This is a genomic window from Candidatus Uabimicrobium helgolandensis (genome assembly GCF_041508025.1).
Lineage (GTDB): Bacteria > Planctomycetota > Uabimicrobiia > Uabimicrobiales > Uabimicrobiaceae > Uabimicrobium > Uabimicrobium helgolandensis.
Genome location: NZ_CP165719.1, coordinates 8,189,660 through 8,208,817, shown reverse-complemented (window position 1 = coordinate 8,208,817; position 19,158 = coordinate 8,189,660). Strand labels below are relative to the sequence as shown.

Below are 19,158 nucleotides of genomic sequence, written 5' to 3'. Positions count from 1 at the left end.
AAAAAAAATGGACACTTTATTAATAAAAGGCGGAAAATCACTTCGCGGGACAGTTAAAATTAGCGGAGCTAAAAACGCAGCTTTGCCAATACTCGCATCTACTATACTTAGTCGTGGAACAAGTATTATTCATAATGTTCCGCAGCTAAGTGATGTAGATGTTATTGTGCAAATTTTAAGTTCTCTTGGGGTTGCAGTTCATCGCCGCTCAGATCAGGCGCTTGTTTGCTGTGTAAATGAAGAAACTTCATATGCAGCTCCTAGCGAGCTTGTAAAAAAAATGCGCGCTTCGATATGTGTCTTAGGACCTCTTCTAGCAAAACGCAAAAAAGCGAGGATTGCATTTCCTGGAGGTTGTGTAATTGGTGATCGTCCTATTGATTTGCATTTAAAAGGAATGGAAGCTCTTGGTGCACATGTACAAGTAGAAAATAATCACATTGAGCTAACAGCGCAAAAACTTAATGGAAACAGCATATATCTCGGTAGCTCTTTTGGTTCGACCGTTCTTGGAACAGCAAATGTAATGATGGCGGCTGTTCTTGCGCGTGGAAAGACAACAATTAAAAATGCTGCATGTGAACCTGAAGTAGAAGAATTAGCTAAGTTTTTAAATAAAATGGGTGCACAAATAAGTGGTATTGGTTCGAGAACACTTATTATTGAAGGTGTTGATGAATTAAGAGGAACGGAGCATCGTATTATTTCAGACCGCATCGAAGCAGGAACTTTTATGATTGCAGCAGCAATGACGCGCGGTAGTGTTGAGTTGCTGAATGCCAACCCTTTGTATTTACAAAGTATTATTACTACACTAAAAAAAATGGGTACGGTTATTGTAGAGGAGTCTAATCGAATAGTCGTAGAAGGGAAAGATAATTATTTACCAGTGAGTATAGAAACAACACCATATCCTGGATTTCCTACTGATTTACAAGCACAACTAACTTCTATGCTTACTATTATTCCTGGTGTGAGTTGTGTAACAGAAAAAATTTACCCTCATCGTTTTGCTTATGTAAAAGAGCTTTTAAAGATGGGAGCGTGTATTGAACAGAAAAAAGCAAGTGTTTATATTGAAGGAATAAAAACGCTAAAAGGCACGACGGTTTTTGCGTCTGATCTCCGTGCGAGTGCCGCACTTGTTTTAGCGGGCTTAGTTGCTGTAGGCGAAACTCAAATCAAACAAATTCACCACATTCAGAGAGGCTATGAAAATTTGCAAGTAAAACTATCTTATTTAGGTGCTGACATAAATTACAAGTAGTTTTACTTTGATGGAAGTCTATAGGTAATACGACCTTTTTCTAAATCGTAAGGAGAAAGTTCTACTTGTACAGTGTCTCCAGGTACAATTCGAATATATCTTTGTCTCATTTTTCCTGAAATGTGTGCGAGTACAACATGTCCATTGCTTAGTTTTACACGGAATTTAGTATTAGGTAATGCGTCTAAGACTTGACCTTCCATTAAAATTGCTTCTTCTTTAGACACTAAAAAAATCCTCTCAGTTCATATATATATTTTATTGTTAAATAAAAAAAATATTAGTAATGTTTTAAGTAAAGTAAGGTGTTATTTTTTGATGAGTTTTGGAGGGAAAAACACAATGACCCTGACGAGATTTGAACTCGTGTTGCAAGGTTGAAAACCTTGTGTCCTAGGCCTGGCTAGACGACAGGGCCGATTGATGAACAGATATTATCACAAGGTTTGTTGATCGTCAATAGTTTTTTTCAAAAAAAATAACTTTTTTTTGAATTAAAGCGTGGCTTTGCTCGTAAATACTTGTAGTACATTGTCTTGTGTAATGGACGTCCTTGTGGAAAAAGTAACTTTCTCACCGAAATAATCTGCAACTATAAAGTTTAATATAGTATATGTTATCATTTGGGGATGCGAGTCACCACAAGAGCCACACTCTACACCGGTTAATTCTCCATTCATATTATGTTAATGAAAGAAACCAATACTTTACGCCTTGTGCGAGTTGAAATAAAACACGATCCCGAACTTAAGAGATGGAGATGATGCGGTAAGCTGACCAATTTTTCATCTAGCACATAACTATGAAGAGCCATTTTGTTCTTTCTAAATTTTGTAGTTTTCTAACTTGCTACCGTGGTAAAAATCTAAGTAAACTAAACATGCTCTCCATCTTTTTTGGGAATCCATACAAATGGTCCAGGATTTTCTGTTTCTTTGTCGATAAACGAAGTTAGCATTGACCACATTACAACCGCTACAGAACCTATCCATGGTTGATAGTATCCAGGAAACCATAAACGAAAAGGACCACCTAAACAGTACACCCATAAACTAAATGATATACCAACAATTACTATTTGTTTCCAAGTGAGTTTCTTTTGTTTTCTTTGTGTACGATTTTTATTGCCAATAATTGGAGCTAGCACCAATAAAAACACAAAGATAAATGTGTAAATCCATTTTTGATTTTGGGCGTTAGTTGGAATAAGTCCAGCGATTAGGATATATGCTCCAATTATTTGCGCTGGAATTAAGCGCGTAACTTTTGCTAGATAATCTTGGGTGCTTTGCTTTGCCATTGAGAAACCTTAATTTTTAGTGTTTTGTTTTATTGTAAACTGCGTACAATAAAAAAGAATATACCTGTTAACGCAATCGAAACCGTTGGCCCAATAAACCACCAACGCAGTAACTTTATTTCTCCAAACTTCTCGCGTAAATACTCTTTGCCTTCTTCACTGTAGGCAGACTCTTCGTAGACAACTTGTTGTTTAATTAAAGATAACTCCGTAATGAGTTGTTCTGCCGTTGGTCTTTGTTGAGGAGTTTTTGCCATACATCTTTTTATTACTGCTGCAAATGCTTTTGGAACTTCACTACGATGATTTTCAATCGGTGATGGTTCTTCGTTGCAGTGTTTGTTGCATAATTCATACATGTTTTTTGTTTCGAAAGGTGGAGAGCCTGCTAACAAATGGTACATTGCACATCCTAATGCATAAATATCGGCTTTATCCGTTGCCTTGCTCCCAGAAGCTTGTTCTGGTGAAATGTATGCTGAGACACCAAGAATACCTGTTGTTGTTGATCCGTGACTGTTGGTTAAAGTTGCGGAAGATAAAAATTGCGAAATTCCTAGTTCAGTTACTGTTACTCTTTTATTTTGCGGCTCAATTAGTATATTTTTATCTGTTAAATGTAGGTGAGGAACGTTTTGTTTGTGTGCATGTTCTAAACCAGTGGCCATTTGCATACTAATATCGATTATTTCTGGAACAGATGGAGTATTTTCTTCTATGTATTTGCGTAAATTATATTTGAGATTTACAGATTCAAAAGCGCAGTATAGATAACGTGTACTGACTCCAAAATCAAGAAGTATTAAGAGATTGCGATGCAGAATAGAGGCAACGGTTTGAATTTGCTGTAAAAAATCTCGTTGAATACTATTACTTTGTTGTGGATCTTCGTTTAGGATTTCGCGTGAAATTCTCCATAGTAGTACATCCCGTTCTACGATCTTTTGCCGTGCAATTGAAAAATCACCTGTGTCATTTTTTTTAACTTCATTGATAATTGTATAAGACGAGAGTGTGTCTTGTTTTTGACCTATACTTTCTCCTGTGAAGGTAAGAACAGTAGCGCCAATACCTATCTTATCATTACTTTTTAGTTTTGATTTTCCAGGAATCTTATGTCCGTTTAGGTATGTTCCATTATGACTACCCATATCAAAGAGGTAGTATTCTCCTTTGTCAAAAGCGACACAGGAGTGCTTACGTGATGCGCGCAAGTCTCGTAATACACAACTTACATCAGAGGCACGCCCAACGACATTTTCTTTCTTGCCTAGTTTATAAACCGTGCCAACATTCTCACCAACAATAACAGTTAATTTTGCCATTTTTGTGCCTCTAGTAATTTTGCAATGTTTTTAGGAAGGGAAGATGTTCATGTAAATTGGGAATGTATTTTTCTCCCCAAAATATTAAGGACACAAACAATATTCCACAAACAAAGATAAACAAACTAAACAGTATTGGTTGTACATAAGAAGCTTTGTGATTGACGAGAATTTTGTCTTTCTCTTTGTTGTCTAAGACGCGATCAATCGCATTGTGTAAATCTAGTTGATTCTTAAAGTTTTTTAGCTCTTCAAGAACTTCGTTTGCCGTTTGATAACGATCTTTGGGTTTTCCTGCCATACAACGAAATACAATATCGTTAAGCATTATAGGAATGCGATTATTTATTTCGTACATTGGAATAGGGCAGTTTTTTGTTGAATCTTCGCCGTATTTAATACGTTCGATAATTAAATTTCTTACATCATTTCCTTGAAATGGGCGTGCTCCGGTAAACATTTCGTACATCATAACACCAATACCAAAAACGTCAGTGTATGTTCCTACTGCAGTGGAACGCGCCTGCTCTGGTGCCATGTAGTGAGCGCTTCCTAAAATGTGTCCGACTTGAGTCATATTTTCATCATCAACAAGTGATTTAGCAATACCGAAGTCTAAAATCATAGGTGCCAAATCTTTTGTAATGACGACGTTATGGGGTTTTAAATCGCGATGAATAATTCCTTTTGAATGTGCAAGAGCTAAGGCGTCGCAAAACTGTAGCATCATGTCTAAACGTTGAGAGAAAGATAAGTTGTTTTTTTTGATCTGTTCGACCATTGATAATCCTTCTACGTATTGCATAGTATAGTAGTGCATACCATTTTCTTCTCCAATATCAAATATAAGTACTATATTTGGATGTATAAGAGAAGATGCAAGCCGCGCTTCACGTTTAAATCTTTTTATTGTATTTGGCCGCGCTTGCATAAGATTTGTAAATAAAATCTTTAGTGCTATGTTACGGCCAATAACATCTTGTTGTACTTTAAGTACGCAACCGCTAGCTCCCTGGCCAAGATGCTTTAGTACTTTATACTTGCCTATTCGAGATGGTATATCCATTGTTTTGCCCTGTCACAAGAGTAGGTCGCAAATAACGTGTTTCTTGTCTTTAATAAGTGAGCTGTCAAAAATAGTGGCTCTATAAAAATTATAGGCTACAAATATATCAAATTCAAGTAAAACCTAAGAGACAAATCAAAAGTATCTCTAAAGAGTTGTAACATTATTAGGTAAAATCAGATGAATATATTATTGCATTTCAAATATAAATTGAGAATTTTCGATGTTTTGATAAATCTCACTCTAAATTAATTTTCACTATTTGGAGTGTGTTATCAATTAGATGTTAATAATTATCTAAGCTCGTAGCCGTTGTCGTGAACTTCACCGTGACTGTGACTGAGTATTCTAAGCATTTCTTAAAAAAGAAGCTGTAGTTGCTCAGTTATGATTACGGCTACGAGCTTAGATTACGACTAGGTCGTAGTCGCAGTTACGAATTTTTCAGCATAATGTCTTAATTGATAATAGCTTTGTATTTAGTGGTAAATTGAATTTTAATATTTGTTTTATCAATGAAGATTTTTGATAATTCGATGAATTTTACCTTCGCGAACTTACATTACCATTATTGCACCTTTGCCTATTATTTTTTCTATTTCTTCAAATAATTCGACACCAGGGCGCAAAAAATACTTTTCAGCAACTTCTAGGTCTGTGACTATATCCTTACCTTCAATGTGTAAAAATGTTTTACAATCGCCGCGGTACTTAGAACAAACGTCAAATAATTTTCTGACTTCATCTTCCGTTTTGTTTTTGATTTTTAAAGTGATACGCGTAATTAAGTTTTCTAAACCTTGCTCCATTGGTATTACTTGGTCAATTATGATTTCGGGTTCGTCTTTTTGTTCATTCATTTTTCCACGAACAAAAACAGCTTGGTCTTCTTGTAAATACTCCGAATATTTGTGATATGTATCAGGAAAACAAATCATGCTACAACTGGCAGTGAGATCCTCTAAGTATACTTGGGCCATCTTGCGTCCTTGGTTACGACCACTTTTGATAGTGATTTCTCTTTTTCCTGATATCATACCACCAAGCATTGAGGCTCCAGCACTATTCTCTTGGTACAAGGAATCGATAGTTCTTCCGCACATCATTGCAATATAATCGGACCATTGTTGTAGAGGGTGGCCTGAAAAGTAAAATCCAAGTGTTTGTTTTTCGAACTTTAAATTTTCAATTTCACTCCAATCATCGACCTGCGGATACAAGTCATCTGCATCGGAAACTTCATTTACTTCTTCGGCTGCAAAATCACCAAACAAATCCATTTGATTACTATTCTTTTGTTTTTGAATGTTTGCACCAAGTTTTAGCATCTCAGGAATTCCGGCAAACATCTGACTTCGTGATCTTTCAAAGCAATCAAAAGCACCGCTTTTAACAAGTGCTTCCAGGGTTTGTTTGTTAGCAACACGTGTATCGACATTTTCACAAAGATCAATGAGTGATTTAAATTCACCGATATTATCGCGCGTTTCCATCATTGATTCGACTGCTTTGTCACCTACACCTTTTATTGCAGAAAGGCCAAAACGAATTTTGTCCTCGTTTTCTACACAAAAATAGGAACGACTTTTATTGATATTTGGAGGAAGCACTTCGATATCCATTGATCCGCATTCACTTATATAACGCACGATTTTATCGGTATTCTGGTTTTCGCACGTCATTAAAGCACACATAAACTCTTTAGGGTATAGCGCTTTTAAGTAAGCTGTTTGGTATGTTACCAGCGCGTATGCCGCACTGTGTGACTTGTTAAAACCGTACCCTGAGAAATATTCAATTTGCGAGTAAACTTCAATTGCTAGCTCTTCTGAAATCTCATGTTCTGCTGCGCCGGCTACAAATTTTTCGCGGTAACTATCCATTAACTCCTGGATTTTCTTTCCCATTGCTTTGCGCAGTTTATCCGCTTCGGATAGGGAAAAATTAGCCATCTCTTTGGCAATCTCCATTGCTTGCTCTTGGTATAGAATCATACCAAAAGTTTCAGATAAGATTTGTTCGAGTATAGCATGTTTGTATACTGGATGTTCCTCACCATGTTTACAACGGATATAGGTGTCAACCATTCCACTTTTTAGTGGACCTGGACGATAGAGAGCTACGAGCGCTATGATATCTTCAAAGCGGTCAGGGCGTAGTCTTTTTACAAGATTACGCATTCCGTCGGATTCTAATTGGAAAACTCCACCAGTATCTCCGCGCATAAGTAGTTCGTAAGTTTCTTTGTTATCGAGAGGAATCTTTGAAATATCAATTTCTTTGCCAGTATTGGTATGTATAATTTTAAGAGCTTTATCAATAAGTGTTAATGTGCTTAGTCCAAGAAAGTCCATCTTAAGAAGACCGAGACTCTCTAAGTATTTCATCGAATATTGCGTTGCAATTGTGCCGTCAGAACTTTTATAAAGTGGACAGTATTCTGTTAAATCTGCGTCGGCAATGATAACTCCTGCGGCATGTAACCCTGGCTGTCTGTTGAGACCTTCTAAATTTCTGGCAACATCAATTAGTTCTGTGATTAAGCGATCTTCTTTGTACGCTTTGCGAAAATCTTCTTCTTCCTTAAGAGCTTTTTCAATTGTGATTCCAGGCACAGCAGGGATTTTTTTTGCTACCTTATCTACAACAGCAAGTGGAATGTCCATAGCTCTTGCAACATCGCGAATTACCGCGCGCGCAGCCATTGTTCCAAAAGTAATGATTTGCGCTACCTGTTTTTGCCCGTATTTTTGAGATACGTATTCAATAACCTCACCGCGGCGTTCTGTTTCAAAGTCGATATCGATATCGGGCATCTCATTACGTCCTTCATTTAAAAAACGCTCAAAAATGAGACGGTATTTCAAAGGATCGAGATCGGTGATTGTTAGCGCGTAGGCAATGATACTTCCCGCAGCAGATCCGCGCCCTGGTCCTACAGGAATTTCTTTTTGTCGTGCGTAGTTAATGAAGTCCCATACAATCAGGAAGTATGAAGCAAAGCCCATTTTGCAAATGACGCCAAACTCTCTTTCGAAGCGGTCTTTAACTTCTCCTTTGACTTCTCCGTAACGTTTGTGTAAGCCTTCTTCACAAAGTTGCCGCAAATAATCTTCGTTGGGAATATCATTTGGAGTATCAAATTTAGGAATGTGGATTTCTCCTAGGGGGATTTCTAAATTGACTTTTTCGGCAATAAGCAATGTATTTTCGGCTGCCCCTGGAAATTCTTCTGCTTCTTTACGCATCTGCTGCGGGGATTTCATATAAAATTCTTGTGAGCCAAAGCGAAAGCGGTCGGCTTTTTTTACTAAGTTACCTGTTTGGATACAGAGTAGTACATCATGAGGCTTTGCATCTTCTGCACGTAAGTAGTGTATGTCGTTTGTGTAAACTAAAGGTAATTTGAATTCTTTACCCATCTTAATTAACTCATCGTTGGCGATATATTGTTCTTTTATTTTGTTCTTTTGTAACTCAATGTAAAAATCTTCGCCAAATACATCTTGGTACCAGCCCATTACTTTGCGCGCTTTTTTTAGGTCCTTATTGAGAATATTACGACAAATTTCTGAGGCCAAACAACCTGAAAATGCAATGATTCCTTCGCTATGTGCTGCTAATAGCTCACGATCAATACGCGGCTTATAATAAAAGCCTGTCAAATAAGCTTCTGAGGCTAGCTTCATTAGGTTTTTATAGCCTGTGTAGTTCTTTGCAAGCAGTGTTACGTGGAAAGCGCGTGCGTTTTCTCGGCCTCTTGCTAAGCGACTATTAGGGGCGACATAAGCCTCGTAGCCAACAATTGGTTTAATACCTTCTTTCTTACATGCTTGAAAAAATTCAAGGGCACCAAACATATTGCCATGATCGGTGATACCAATAGCAGGCATACCAAATTCTCTTGCTGCTTTTACCAAATTTGGTATTTTAATCGCTCCATCCAAAAGACTATAATGGGTATGTGTATGTAAATGTACAAATTGATCACTCATCGATAACTCCATGCAATTGAGGATTCAAAAAAGTTATGACACTTGAAAACGTAGTTGCCTTTGCAGCCGTAAGTTTTATGATCGCTATCTCTCCGGGTGCTAGTTGGGTTTATGTCATCCAGTCGACTATTCATGTAGGACAAAAAGGTGGATTCGTAGCAGTACTTGGCAACGCTATTGGTATACTACTACATGCTGCTTTTGCTTTTTTAGGGTTGGCTATTTTTGTACAGCTTATTCCCCAGCTATTTTTTATTTTAAAAATGTGTGGTTCCCTGTATCTTTTTTATATGGGGGTAAAAAATATTTTTTACGCAAAAGAACTTTCGTTCAAAAAAGTTCAAAAAAATGTTTTATTAAAAGAAGTACTTATTGATGGTATTTTTATGAACTTATTAAATCCGAAGGTTGTGATTTTAATGATAGCGTTATTACCTCAATTTGTTGATATAAAAAGTAACAGATTAGCAGCACTATATCTTGGCAGTCTTCATGCTATAGTTGCAAGTATTGTTCTTTCCTTTGTTACTATTTTGGCGCGACGTTTTTTAGTAAGAAATCATCACGCTGTTATATTTTCGTGGTGTAGTGGTTTAGTTCTCTGTGTTTTCGCTATTCAATTGTTGTTTTTTGATTTTTCTTAATGCTTTCTAAAATAAAATACGTTTAGTTTGTTGAAATGTAAATACTGTTATGCGTTTTATATCTTCTAGTATCAAGTAAAATGTAGGTATAATCAACAAAGTGATTACTGTAGCAAAAATAAGACCAAAGACCAGAGAAATTGCCATCGGAATTAGAAATTGTGCTTGAAAACTTTTTTCTAGTAGAAGAGGAATTAAGCCTAAAACAGTAGTGATTGTTGTCAATAAGATAGCTCGCAATCGACGACGTACACCTGTAAGAAGAGCTTCCTCTAAATTGTCAGTATCTTTACGTGTATCATTAATAATACTAACAAGTACCAAACTATCGTTTACAACTACACCTGAAAGAGCCACACAACCAATCATAGATAATAGCGTAAAAGGCATTTGCATAATAAAATGCCCAAATATAGCACCTATAATTGCATATGGAATTGCAACCATAATAAGGAGTGGTTGTGAATACGAGCCAAACAAACTTGCAATGATCGCATAAATAATAAGTAGCGCGGCAGGAAAACCGACAAACAATGAAGAAAAGGAGTCGCTAGTTTGCTTTTTTTGACCTTCAAAAGAAAAAGTGATGCCCGGAAACTTTTTGTTCAAATTAGCAAAATCCTTTTCAATCGTCGCTGTTAATCCTGATAGATTAACTTCGTCTTCGTCTACTTCTGCTGTAATTGTTGCGACGCGGTTGCCTTCGTAACGCGATAGCGAAGCGTAGCCACGAGCAGTTGAAATTTCAGCAACTTCTTCGAGTGGAATGCGTTGGCCTGTTGCAGTTGAAATTTTTAGGGCCGATAAATCGGTCATGCTTTTACGTTGTTCTTTTGGAAGTAGAACGCGAACAATAATCTCTTCTTTATTTTCTTGTAATTTTTGTGCTTCAAAACCAAAAAGAGCATGGCGTACTTGTAGCGCAACGTCGGAAGTTGTCATTCCCAACATGTAAGCATTATCTTTTAATCGCAAACGAATTTCTTGTTTACCGCGTTGTAAATTATCATTTACCTCAAGTACACCCTGTTTCTCTTGAATAGCACCTTTCATATACACAAGTGCTTCACTAATTTTACTTAATGATTCACCAGTGACACGTATTTCGATATCAGCACCTTGTGGTCCGCCAGCTTGCTCTTGTAACAGTAGTTTTTTAGCTCCAGGAATTTCCCCTATTTCACGACGAATAATAGAGATAACTTGAGAAGAACTACGCATGTTGTTGCGCACACGAATGTCGGAATCGACGAGTTCAACAGTTATTTGTCCTACAGTTGCGGGATCGTTTGCCGTTTTGCGACCGCGATCTGAAAATGAAGTTCCAATTACTGAAAATGCGCTTTTGACTTCAGGGACATCCAGAGTTACTTTTTCTATTTTTTTTATGACAGCCAAGGTGATTTCTTCTGGTGTTCCTGAGGCCATCTCTAAGTCAATGGTCAGCGTTTCGGCGTCTACTTTTTGCAAAAATACAAAGGGAACAAGGTCACCACGAACTAGTCCTATGACAAATAAACAAAAAGCAATGCTTGCAGCTACTGTAATATAACGCCATCGTAGACAAAAGCCGACAAAGTTAGCGGTTATGTTTGGCAAAGTGACTTCTAGAAATATATTTTTTGCTATCTGAAATTTATACCACCATTTTGCTATGAAGTTAGAAGGTGCTTTTTTTTCTTTTATATGAGAGAGGTGTGCTGGAAGAATTAAAAAGGCTTCAACTAATGACACGGCTAAAGCAGCGATCATTACTTTGGGTAATACACCTAAGAATGCGCCTATTTCTTTTCCTAGAAATAACATCGGAGCAAAAGCAATAATCGATGTTAAAACGGCAGCTAACACTGGTAAAGAAACTTCGTTAGCTCCACGAATAGCAGCAGCACCACTTTCTAAATCGCCCTTACGAATGCTCGAATAAATATTTTCGCTGACAATGATTGCGTCATCCACAACTAAACCCAAAACGAGAATGAGCGCGAATAGGGACATCAAGTTAATTGTAACTCCAAGCCAAACCATGAAAATAAAGGTTCCAAGAAATGATACAGCAAGTCCCAAAACTACCCACAGTGCGGTTGTGATATCCAGAAAAATTATTAACGATAATAAAACTAGAATAGATCCCCAGAATGCGCTGCGCAACATCAGATCGAGACGCTGAGTAATAAAACGCGATAGCTCATTAGCTGTACCTAACGTTACTGCTCCAGACAAACGAGTGGGATTGTTTTTAATATACTCTTTTACTATTCCTGCTATTTTAAGAGCATCTTGTTCTGGCGTTTTCATCACCGTAATCATACAGGCGTTTTTTCCAGCAAAGCGCCCTTTTTCTATTTTATCTTCAAAGCTATTCTCGACAATTGCTATGTCTTTTAAACGTACGATCGCTCCTGTTTCGCTGTTGCTGATAATCGCAATTTGCTCTATTTCTTTAGCTTTTTTGCTTTCGGCCATGGTGCGTACGCCAATATTACTACTACTTCCTTTTAACTGTCCTCCTGGAAGATCCAAATTTATCGCTGCAATTTTGCGTCCAACGTCTTCAAATGTAAGGTTATGTTCTTCTAATTTTTCGGGAAATACCTGAATGCGAAGTTCTTGGTTGCGAATACCAGAGATAAAAACTTGTGATATGTCGGGAAAACTTTGTATATCGTCTTTGATATTAATCGCAGTACGTCTAAGGGCTCTTTCGTCCACGTCACCATATACCATGACAGAAATAACAGGAATCGTGGCCTTTAGTTCCGTAATTATCGTGTCTTCTGTATCTTGAGGAAGTTCTGATTTTATTTGATCGATTTTAGTACGTAAATCGTTGAGAACTTTATCTTTATTAGCGTAAGGATATAAGGTTACAGTCGTAACCGAAACACCTTCAAAAATAGAAGATGAAGTGCTTTCTATATTATCTACTGATTTTATCTCACGTTCTATTTTGACAGTGACAGACTTCTCAATTTCTTCGGGTGTCGCGCCTGGAAAAGGAGTATTTATAATAAGTTTATCTAGATTAAAGTTAGGAAAAAATTCGCGGACCATTGTAAACCAAAAATACAATCCTCCAAGGAGTATTCCCAACATAAGTAAGTTGACTGCAACTGGATTTTTCACTGAAAATTTAGGTAGATTCATAAGTTTATCTCTGCTTAGAAGTTTGATAGCCGCTAAAAATTCCTACGTGAGAACCTTCGGATATTTCTTCTACATTGGTAATAATTACCTCGTCGCCTTCTTGTAAACCTGCACTGGCTAAAATATATTCTGAAGTACTTGCTTCAATAGTGAGTGGTCTTTTTTCCACGATTCCTTTGTTTTTGTGTTCAGGAAGTTTGCGTGCTATAAATACAAAACCGTCGATTACAGCCGTGCGAGGAATAACAAACATATCTTGGTAGAGTTTTCCCTCTACTTTGCATACAGCGAAAATGCCTGTTGGAACTATTTTTTGTTGGTAATTAATTTCAACAAAAACTTGGAATGTTCTTGTTTGAGCGTCTATATCTGGAAGAATTCGTACAATTTTTCCCTTACGCGATTGTGAACCATTTATTGCGATCTCAACTTGAGAACCAATATTAATTTGTCCATAGCGCGAAGCAGATAGAGAAATAGCAACAGCGACTTTATCGATATTCACTATGCGTAGTAGTGCCATGCCAGGAGTAACACGCGCTCCATAATTTACATGAACGTTTGTTATGTAGCCTGCATACGGAGCGTATATTTTTGTTTTACGCAAGTCGTTTTTTATTTGTTGAAGTTGCGCCTTTGCAAGTGTAACATCTGCACGAACGCGTTTGCGGCTATTGATTTGCGATTTATATTGCCAGCTTAGGCGTAGAACCTCTTTTTCTGTTTGTGAAGTTTGCATAATCTGACGATCAAGATCACTAGGAGAAATTCCACGTTCCTGAATTAGTTTATTTAGCCTTTGCAGTTCCCTAGAAGAGGTTTGCCATTCTTTTTCTGCATTCTTTAGTAAGCTTTCTGTACCTTGAAATTCAATTTCAAGGGCTTTTACTGCTGCTTGAGCTTTTTCTAAATTTGATTTAGCTGAAATATATTGTTGTTGTAAATCGTCGTCATTTATTTCTAATAATTTTTGTGGTTTATCCGTTGCCGCAAAAATTTCACCGCGTCGTAAACGAGGAGAAATCCACTTGATAACGCCTGCAACTTCTGCAGAAACAGTGGTGTCTAATATCGGCTCAACAGTGCCATATCCTTTGATTTGTTCGCGATAGTTTTTGCGCACAACTTTTTGAACCTTTACTGTTGTAAAAGCTTGTATTTTCTCTACTTTTTTGGGCTCTTTTTTTAACATTGCGAGTAAGTTGTTTACTGTCATTCCCGCAGATAAGAATATTATAGAGAATACAATAGAAATTTTGACTTTGCGAAAAGTAGACCAATCTTTTTTAGGTTTCATGTTATTACTCTATATATGTAAGAATTTTGAGTTTATCTTTAACTATCAGTACTAGAAACTTAATTGATAGTTAGTGCTGGTAATCTAGGGGTTATTATCAATTAAAACATTATACTAAAAATTCGCGACTGTGACTGTGACCCTCGCCGTAATCGAGATCGTAGCCGTAATCATAACCGAATAACTGCGATTTTCTTTTTCAAGAAATACTTAAAATATTCGGTTATAGTCAGGATCACGACTATCGCTACGATTATGATCGTTGTTTATATCTAACTTGATGATAGGCCCTAGGTATTTATTTTTTTAATAAGTCTTGTAAAGCATCTTGTAAAAAATTATGTTGGAAAACGTATCCGGAGTCCATTATTTTTTTGGGTTTAGCGCGCGTACTCGAAAATAGCATTTCGTCGCTCATTTGCCGCGCAAGGGTTTTAAATACAAAGCGCGGTACAGGAAAAATAGTAGGCCGAGATAGCACTTTTCCTAATGTTTTGGTCATTTCTTGGTTTGTTACTGGATTTGGCGCACACGCATTAATTGGGCCAGAAACATTTTTATTATCAATAATATGCTCAATAATGCCGACAATATCATTGATACTAATCCAACTCACATATTGCTTTCCGTTACCTAAACGACCACCTAAACCTAATTTAAATGGAAGAAGCATTTTTTGTAAAGGTCCGCCACTCGTCCCCATAACAATGCCTATTCGCAAATTAGTTATTCTAATATCTTTTTCTTTTGCAACGGAGGTTGCTTTTTCCCACTCATCGCAAACATCTACTAGGAATCCATTTCCTTTTTTATCTGTCTCGTCAACAAAACGATCACCGTTGTCACCGTAAAAACCAATGGCTGAAGCACTTATTAGAAGTTTAGGTGGCTTTTCCATTTCACTCATTTTTTGGGCTATTAGTTTTGTGCCTTGACGTCTACTTTCCATAATCGCATTTTTCTTTTTTTGTGTCCAAATGCCTAATATATTTTCTCCAGCAAGATGAATAACTACATCGATTCCTTCTAGGGCTTTTTCATCTAATTTTTGCTCGCTAGGTGACCACGAAAATTGATCTTCATCTTGTGGTTTCGATCTCACCAGTCGACGAACTTGGTAGCCTTTGTTGTTAAAGTGTTGTCTCAAAAATGAACCAACAAAACCGTTTGATCCTGTAAGTAAAATTTTCATGGTGTGCTCCTCTAGGGATGTTGCAGGTGAAATTTTATGTAAAATTTGGTATATTTGCCGCATCCTAATTTTGTCAACAAGGCATGTTTAATACAAAAACTTTAGCAATTTGGCATACACGATATGTGTGCCAGAAGTTTTATTAAAAAAAAATCAAGAAAAAATGTTATAACATACAAGGATGAAGTGTCTTCTAAATAAATATACGTTCTAATTTGGAGTTAGTTGGCACTTTATTTGAAGCATTTAACTACACATCCTAATAAAATTATTTTTTATTAGGGAAATTTGATTTATAATGACACTAGGGCGTGTCCTTACTAAAACAGTATATAGGATATGTTCTAATATACTATAGTAGTATACAACTTTGTACAAACACTTTATTTAAAATTTAATATTTGTGGAAGGTTCATGGAATGATACAAGCGGAAAACCTTTCCATGCTTTATGGGCCGGTAACTGCTCTTGATAACGCCAACTTTGAAATTAAAAAAGGCGAAGTTATAGGGTTACTGGGTCCCAATGGAGCAGGTAAATCAACGACATTGAAAATTTTGACTTCATTCATTTATCCAACAATAGGAACTGCATATGTTGCAGGAAAAGACGTGCGTAAAGATCCGGTTCCTATTCGCAAAATGATAGGTTACTTGCCTGAACAGTTACCTCTTTATATGGATATGGAAGTTTGCGAGTACCTAAAGTTTGTAGGTAATGCACGCGGGCTTTATGGTCTCAATTTACAAAAACGTTTGGACTGGGTAGTTGAAAAATGTGGCTTAAAAATGATGTATCGCAAGATCGTTCGCGAACTATCTAAAGGTTACAAGCAAAGAACGGCTCTAGCGCAAGCTTTACTACATGATCCAGAAATTATAATTCTTGACGAGCCTACTAGTGGTTTAGATCCTCATCAGATTTTAGAAATTCGCTCTCTCATTAATGAGTTAGCACAAGACAAAACAGTTATATTTTCTACTCATATCTTGCAAGAAATAGAGGCAATTACTAGCCAAATTATTGTTATTAATCGCGGCAAAATAGTTGCTAACGGAAAAATTCCTGATATTCGCAAGCAAGCGATGCCAAATCACCGATTGCAGTTAGTAATAGGAAAAGATGTAGAAAGCGATGAGGTAACTAAAACATTACAAGAAATAGATCATGTCAAAAAAGTGGAAGAAAAAGCACAAGGTGAAGAGACTATTTACACTATTGAGTCTTCAAAGGATGAAAATCCTATCGCTGATATTTCAAAGCTCGTACGTGATAAATCGTGGAACTTTTCCGAATTAAAACGTCATCCTTTGAGTCTCGAAGAAGTGTTCCTTGCACTCACTCGCAATGCGAAAGGAGAACAAGCATGAGAAATATATTTACCGTTCTACGCCGAGAGTTAGCTACTTATTTTAACTCTCCTATCGGTTATATTTTTACTTTCGTATTTGTAGCACTTAATATTTGGTTGTATCAGATTTCTTTTTTCTCTGCTCCTTCCGCAAATATGCGTATTATGTTTCAAACCTTGCCTTTCATTTTGATTGTTTTTGTGCCTCTTGTTACTATGAGATTATGGGCAGAAGAGCGCAAGGAAAACACAATTGAAATGCTACTGACATTTCCAATGCAACCATCGCATTTAGTTTTAGGAAAGTATTTGGCGAGTTTAATTTTCTTCGCCATTTCTTTAGCTGGAACAATATGTTTACCTATCATGTTAGGAGCATTAGGTTCGCCTGATTGGGGAATTATCCTTTCTTCTTATATCGGGGCCCTACTTCTTGGATCTTTATTCTTGGCTGTTGGGATTTTCATTTCTGGCCTTGTTAAAGACCAAATAGTGGCGGCTGTTCTTTCTCTAGGAGCTTGCTTTTTTCTCTATATTTTCGGTTTAGATATGATTGTTGCTAGTATCGATGCGATGATCAAGAATACTACTGGAATGAATGTGGAGTTCGGGCAAATATTGAAAAGCTTTTTAACAGTTACAGCTCACTACGAACCTTTTGTTAAAGGAATCATTCCTACAGCCTCCCTTGTATATTTTCTTGTGTGGACAGGAATGTTCTTATTTCTAAATGGAATGTATTTAGAGGGTCGTAACCGCAAAGGACACAAACTTTCGTTTGCCACTTCTTTTGTACTTTGTTGTTTCATCGGTGTATTTTCTAACTACTTGCTTGAAGGATTAGCTGTAGGGCGTTTGGATGTAACAGAACACAAAATTCACACTGTTTCTCCTGCAACGGAAAAGATTCTGACCTCTCTTGAGGGAGATGTGATGATCAAACTCTACATTAGTCCAAAAGAAGAGCTACCAATACAACTCAAAAGTCTTGAACAACAAGTGGCAGATAAACTAGAAGAGATGCGCATTGTTAGTAGTGGCAAGATGAAGTTTTCAGTCGTGCACATGCAAACACAGCGCTTAATTGACGATGAAGAAGATGAACAACAAAGAAAACAACATCGTGATGAAGAGTCTCTGGAAAAATCATTGATGAAAAAAGGTGTACAACCTTTTCAAATTGCTTTAGGTGAAGCAACAAAACAAAGTACGCAGCTTATATATTCGTCTATGGGAATTGCTTACATGGACAAAAAAGAAGAATATATTCCGCGTGTTGTTCCGCAAACACTTGAAGAACTTGAGTACCAAGTGATGACTATTATCTACCGTCAAACGCGGGACAAGCAAACTGTAGCGCTTGTTGCTCCAAGAAGTTCAATTGATCCAGCTATGATCCCTATTATGCGTCAAATGGGGCGACCAGTACCTCCTGGCGAATACGATGTGATCGAAAGACTTTTGACTTATGATGGCTATGAAGTAAAGCGTGTTGATTTAACAAAACGCAGCCCTCTGCCAGAAGAATTTGATACGATTGTTGTGCTAGCCCCTCGTAAACTCAACGAACGTCAAAAATGGGAAATTTCTCGTGCTTTACATAATGGCAAAAATGTATTTTTAGCTGTTCAAAATTACGAGTATGACTATCGTCAAAAAAACAAAGAGTTGGAAATTAATCGCCAAAATTATGAACCAGGGGTAAATGACTGGTTAGAAAAATATGGGGTTAAGATCGACGAAGAAGTGTTGATGGATTCCAATAATTTTGTATTGACTGTTCAGCAACAGGCATCACAAGAGAACCCTTTTGCTGCGATGTTTGGTTTACAAGTTGATATGCCAACTCATATTATTGTCACACGTGATTTTATGGAGCAAGGGAGCCCTATCACTAACCGTATTGATCAAGTTGTTTATTTGTGGGGATCTGCTCTTGATATTGATGAAGAAACCATCAAAGAAAATAAATTGACAGTAGAAACTTTAATGACAACTAGTGACAAAGCATGGAAATTGCCAAAAACGAGAATTTTAACAAGAGAAGATCGTAATCCACCGCTACAAGGATTTTCATCTTATCCTTTAATTGCTCTTCTCAAAGGTCAGTTTTCTGATGCCGACGAAAAAACACCAGAATGGCCAAAAGAGCCACAGCAAAATCCTAATCAATTTACTCCGCCAGCTCCTGATTCAAAGGTAAGCGAGGCGAAACCAGCTCCAGGAAAACTACTGGTAATTGGTTGCGGAAAGATGTTTAGTCAGACTTTTTTAACACACAGTCTTGATTTGTTCCGCAATGGAGTTGATGTTTTAACAACAGGTGGAGAACTGTCTAGTATCCGCAGTAAAAAAATAGCAGCACGTACTATCAATAAAATTTCTGATAGCGATAGAACTTTTTGGAAAGTACTGAACTATTTAATTATACCACTGCTTATTGTTATTATTGGTATTTTGCGTTTGCAAGTGCGCCGTATTACTCGTGATCAATATACTATGAGTGTTATGTAAACAAATATCTAAAAAATTACTTTTGGTTTGAATATTTTAGTGTGTTAAGTGGATGTAAACTAC

The 19,158-nt window shown here is 37.0% G+C and carries 12 protein-coding genes and 1 tRNA gene; 4 read left to right on the top strand and 9 right to left on the bottom strand.

The window, feature by feature from the left end; all coding sequences use genetic code 11:
* The first annotated feature begins 7 nt into the window (after positions 1-7).
* A complete protein-coding gene (gene murA, locus UABHE_RS30235) occupies positions 8-1,267 on the top strand; it encodes a UDP-N-acetylglucosamine 1-carboxyvinyltransferase (protein WP_372367120.1) in 1,260 nt (419 codons plus the stop codon).
* A 2-nt stretch (positions 1,268-1,269) separates the two neighbouring features.
* Here murA and infA read toward each other — a convergent pair whose 3' ends face one another.
* From infA to dnaE, 6 genes are all read right to left on the bottom strand, one after another.
* Complete coding sequence (gene infA, locus UABHE_RS30230; RefSeq protein WP_151969382.1) at positions 1,270-1,494, bottom strand: translation initiation factor IF-1; 225 nt, start codon at positions 1,492-1,494, stop codon at positions 1,270-1,272.
* 116 nt (positions 1,495-1,610) lie between these two features.
* A tRNA-Glu gene (locus tag UABHE_RS30225) sits at positions 1,611-1,685 on the bottom strand.
* A gap of 456 nt (positions 1,686-2,141) precedes the next feature.
* Positions 2,142-2,567 carry a hypothetical protein gene (locus UABHE_RS30220; RefSeq protein WP_372367119.1) on the bottom strand — a complete coding sequence of 142 codons (426 nt, stop codon included), beginning with the start codon at positions 2,565-2,567 and terminating at the stop codon, positions 2,142-2,144.
* A 29-nt stretch (positions 2,568-2,596) separates the two neighbouring features.
* A complete protein-coding gene (locus UABHE_RS30215; protein ID WP_372367118.1) occupies positions 2,597-3,892 on the bottom strand; it encodes a protein kinase in 1,296 nt (431 codons plus the stop codon).
* Between the two features lie 10 nt (positions 3,893-3,902).
* Entirely contained in the window at positions 3,903-4,958 is a 1,056-nt protein-coding gene (locus tag UABHE_RS30210) for a serine/threonine protein kinase (protein ID WP_372367117.1), read from the bottom strand.
* Positions 4,959-5,515: 557 nt separating this feature from the next.
* The gene (gene dnaE / locus UABHE_RS30205; protein ID WP_372367115.1) at positions 5,516-8,953 is read right to left on the bottom strand and encodes a DNA polymerase III subunit alpha; all 3,438 of its coding nucleotides are present in this window, start codon (positions 8,951-8,953) and stop codon (positions 5,516-5,518) included.
* 35 nt (positions 8,954-8,988) lie between these two features.
* Between dnaE and UABHE_RS30200 the strand changes: the two genes are divergently transcribed.
* Positions 8,989-9,597, top strand: a complete 609-nt coding sequence (locus UABHE_RS30200; RefSeq protein WP_372367114.1) for a LysE family translocator — start codon at positions 8,989-8,991, stop codon at positions 9,595-9,597.
* Positions 9,598-9,603: 6 nt separating this feature from the next.
* Here UABHE_RS30200 and UABHE_RS30195 read toward each other — a convergent pair whose 3' ends face one another.
* From UABHE_RS30195 to UABHE_RS30185, 3 genes are all read right to left on the bottom strand, one after another.
* The gene (locus UABHE_RS30195) at positions 9,604-12,741 is read right to left on the bottom strand and encodes an efflux RND transporter permease subunit (RefSeq protein ID WP_372367113.1); all 3,138 of its coding nucleotides are present in this window, start codon (positions 12,739-12,741) and stop codon (positions 9,604-9,606) included.
* Between the two features lie 4 nt (positions 12,742-12,745).
* Positions 12,746-14,038, bottom strand: coding sequence for an efflux RND transporter periplasmic adaptor subunit (locus UABHE_RS30190; RefSeq protein WP_372367112.1), 1,293 nt, complete (start codon positions 14,036-14,038; stop codon positions 12,746-12,748).
* A 298-nt stretch (positions 14,039-14,336) separates the two neighbouring features.
* A complete protein-coding gene (locus UABHE_RS30185) occupies positions 14,337-15,230 on the bottom strand; it encodes a TIGR01777 family oxidoreductase (RefSeq protein ID WP_372367111.1) in 894 nt (297 codons plus the stop codon).
* A 419-nt stretch (positions 15,231-15,649) separates the two neighbouring features.
* Between UABHE_RS30185 and UABHE_RS30180 the strand changes: the two genes are divergently transcribed.
* Together UABHE_RS30180 and UABHE_RS30175 are read left to right on the top strand one after the other, a co-directional pair.
* Complete coding sequence (locus tag UABHE_RS30180; RefSeq protein ID WP_372367110.1) at positions 15,650-16,600, top strand: ABC transporter ATP-binding protein; 951 nt, start codon at positions 15,650-15,652, stop codon at positions 16,598-16,600.
* Positions 16,597-19,095, top strand: coding sequence for a Gldg family protein (locus UABHE_RS30175; RefSeq protein ID WP_372367109.1), 2,499 nt, complete (start codon positions 16,597-16,599; stop codon positions 19,093-19,095). Before UABHE_RS30180 ends, UABHE_RS30175 begins: the two co-directional genes overlap by 4 nt.
* Positions 19,096-19,158: the final 63 nt, after the last annotated feature.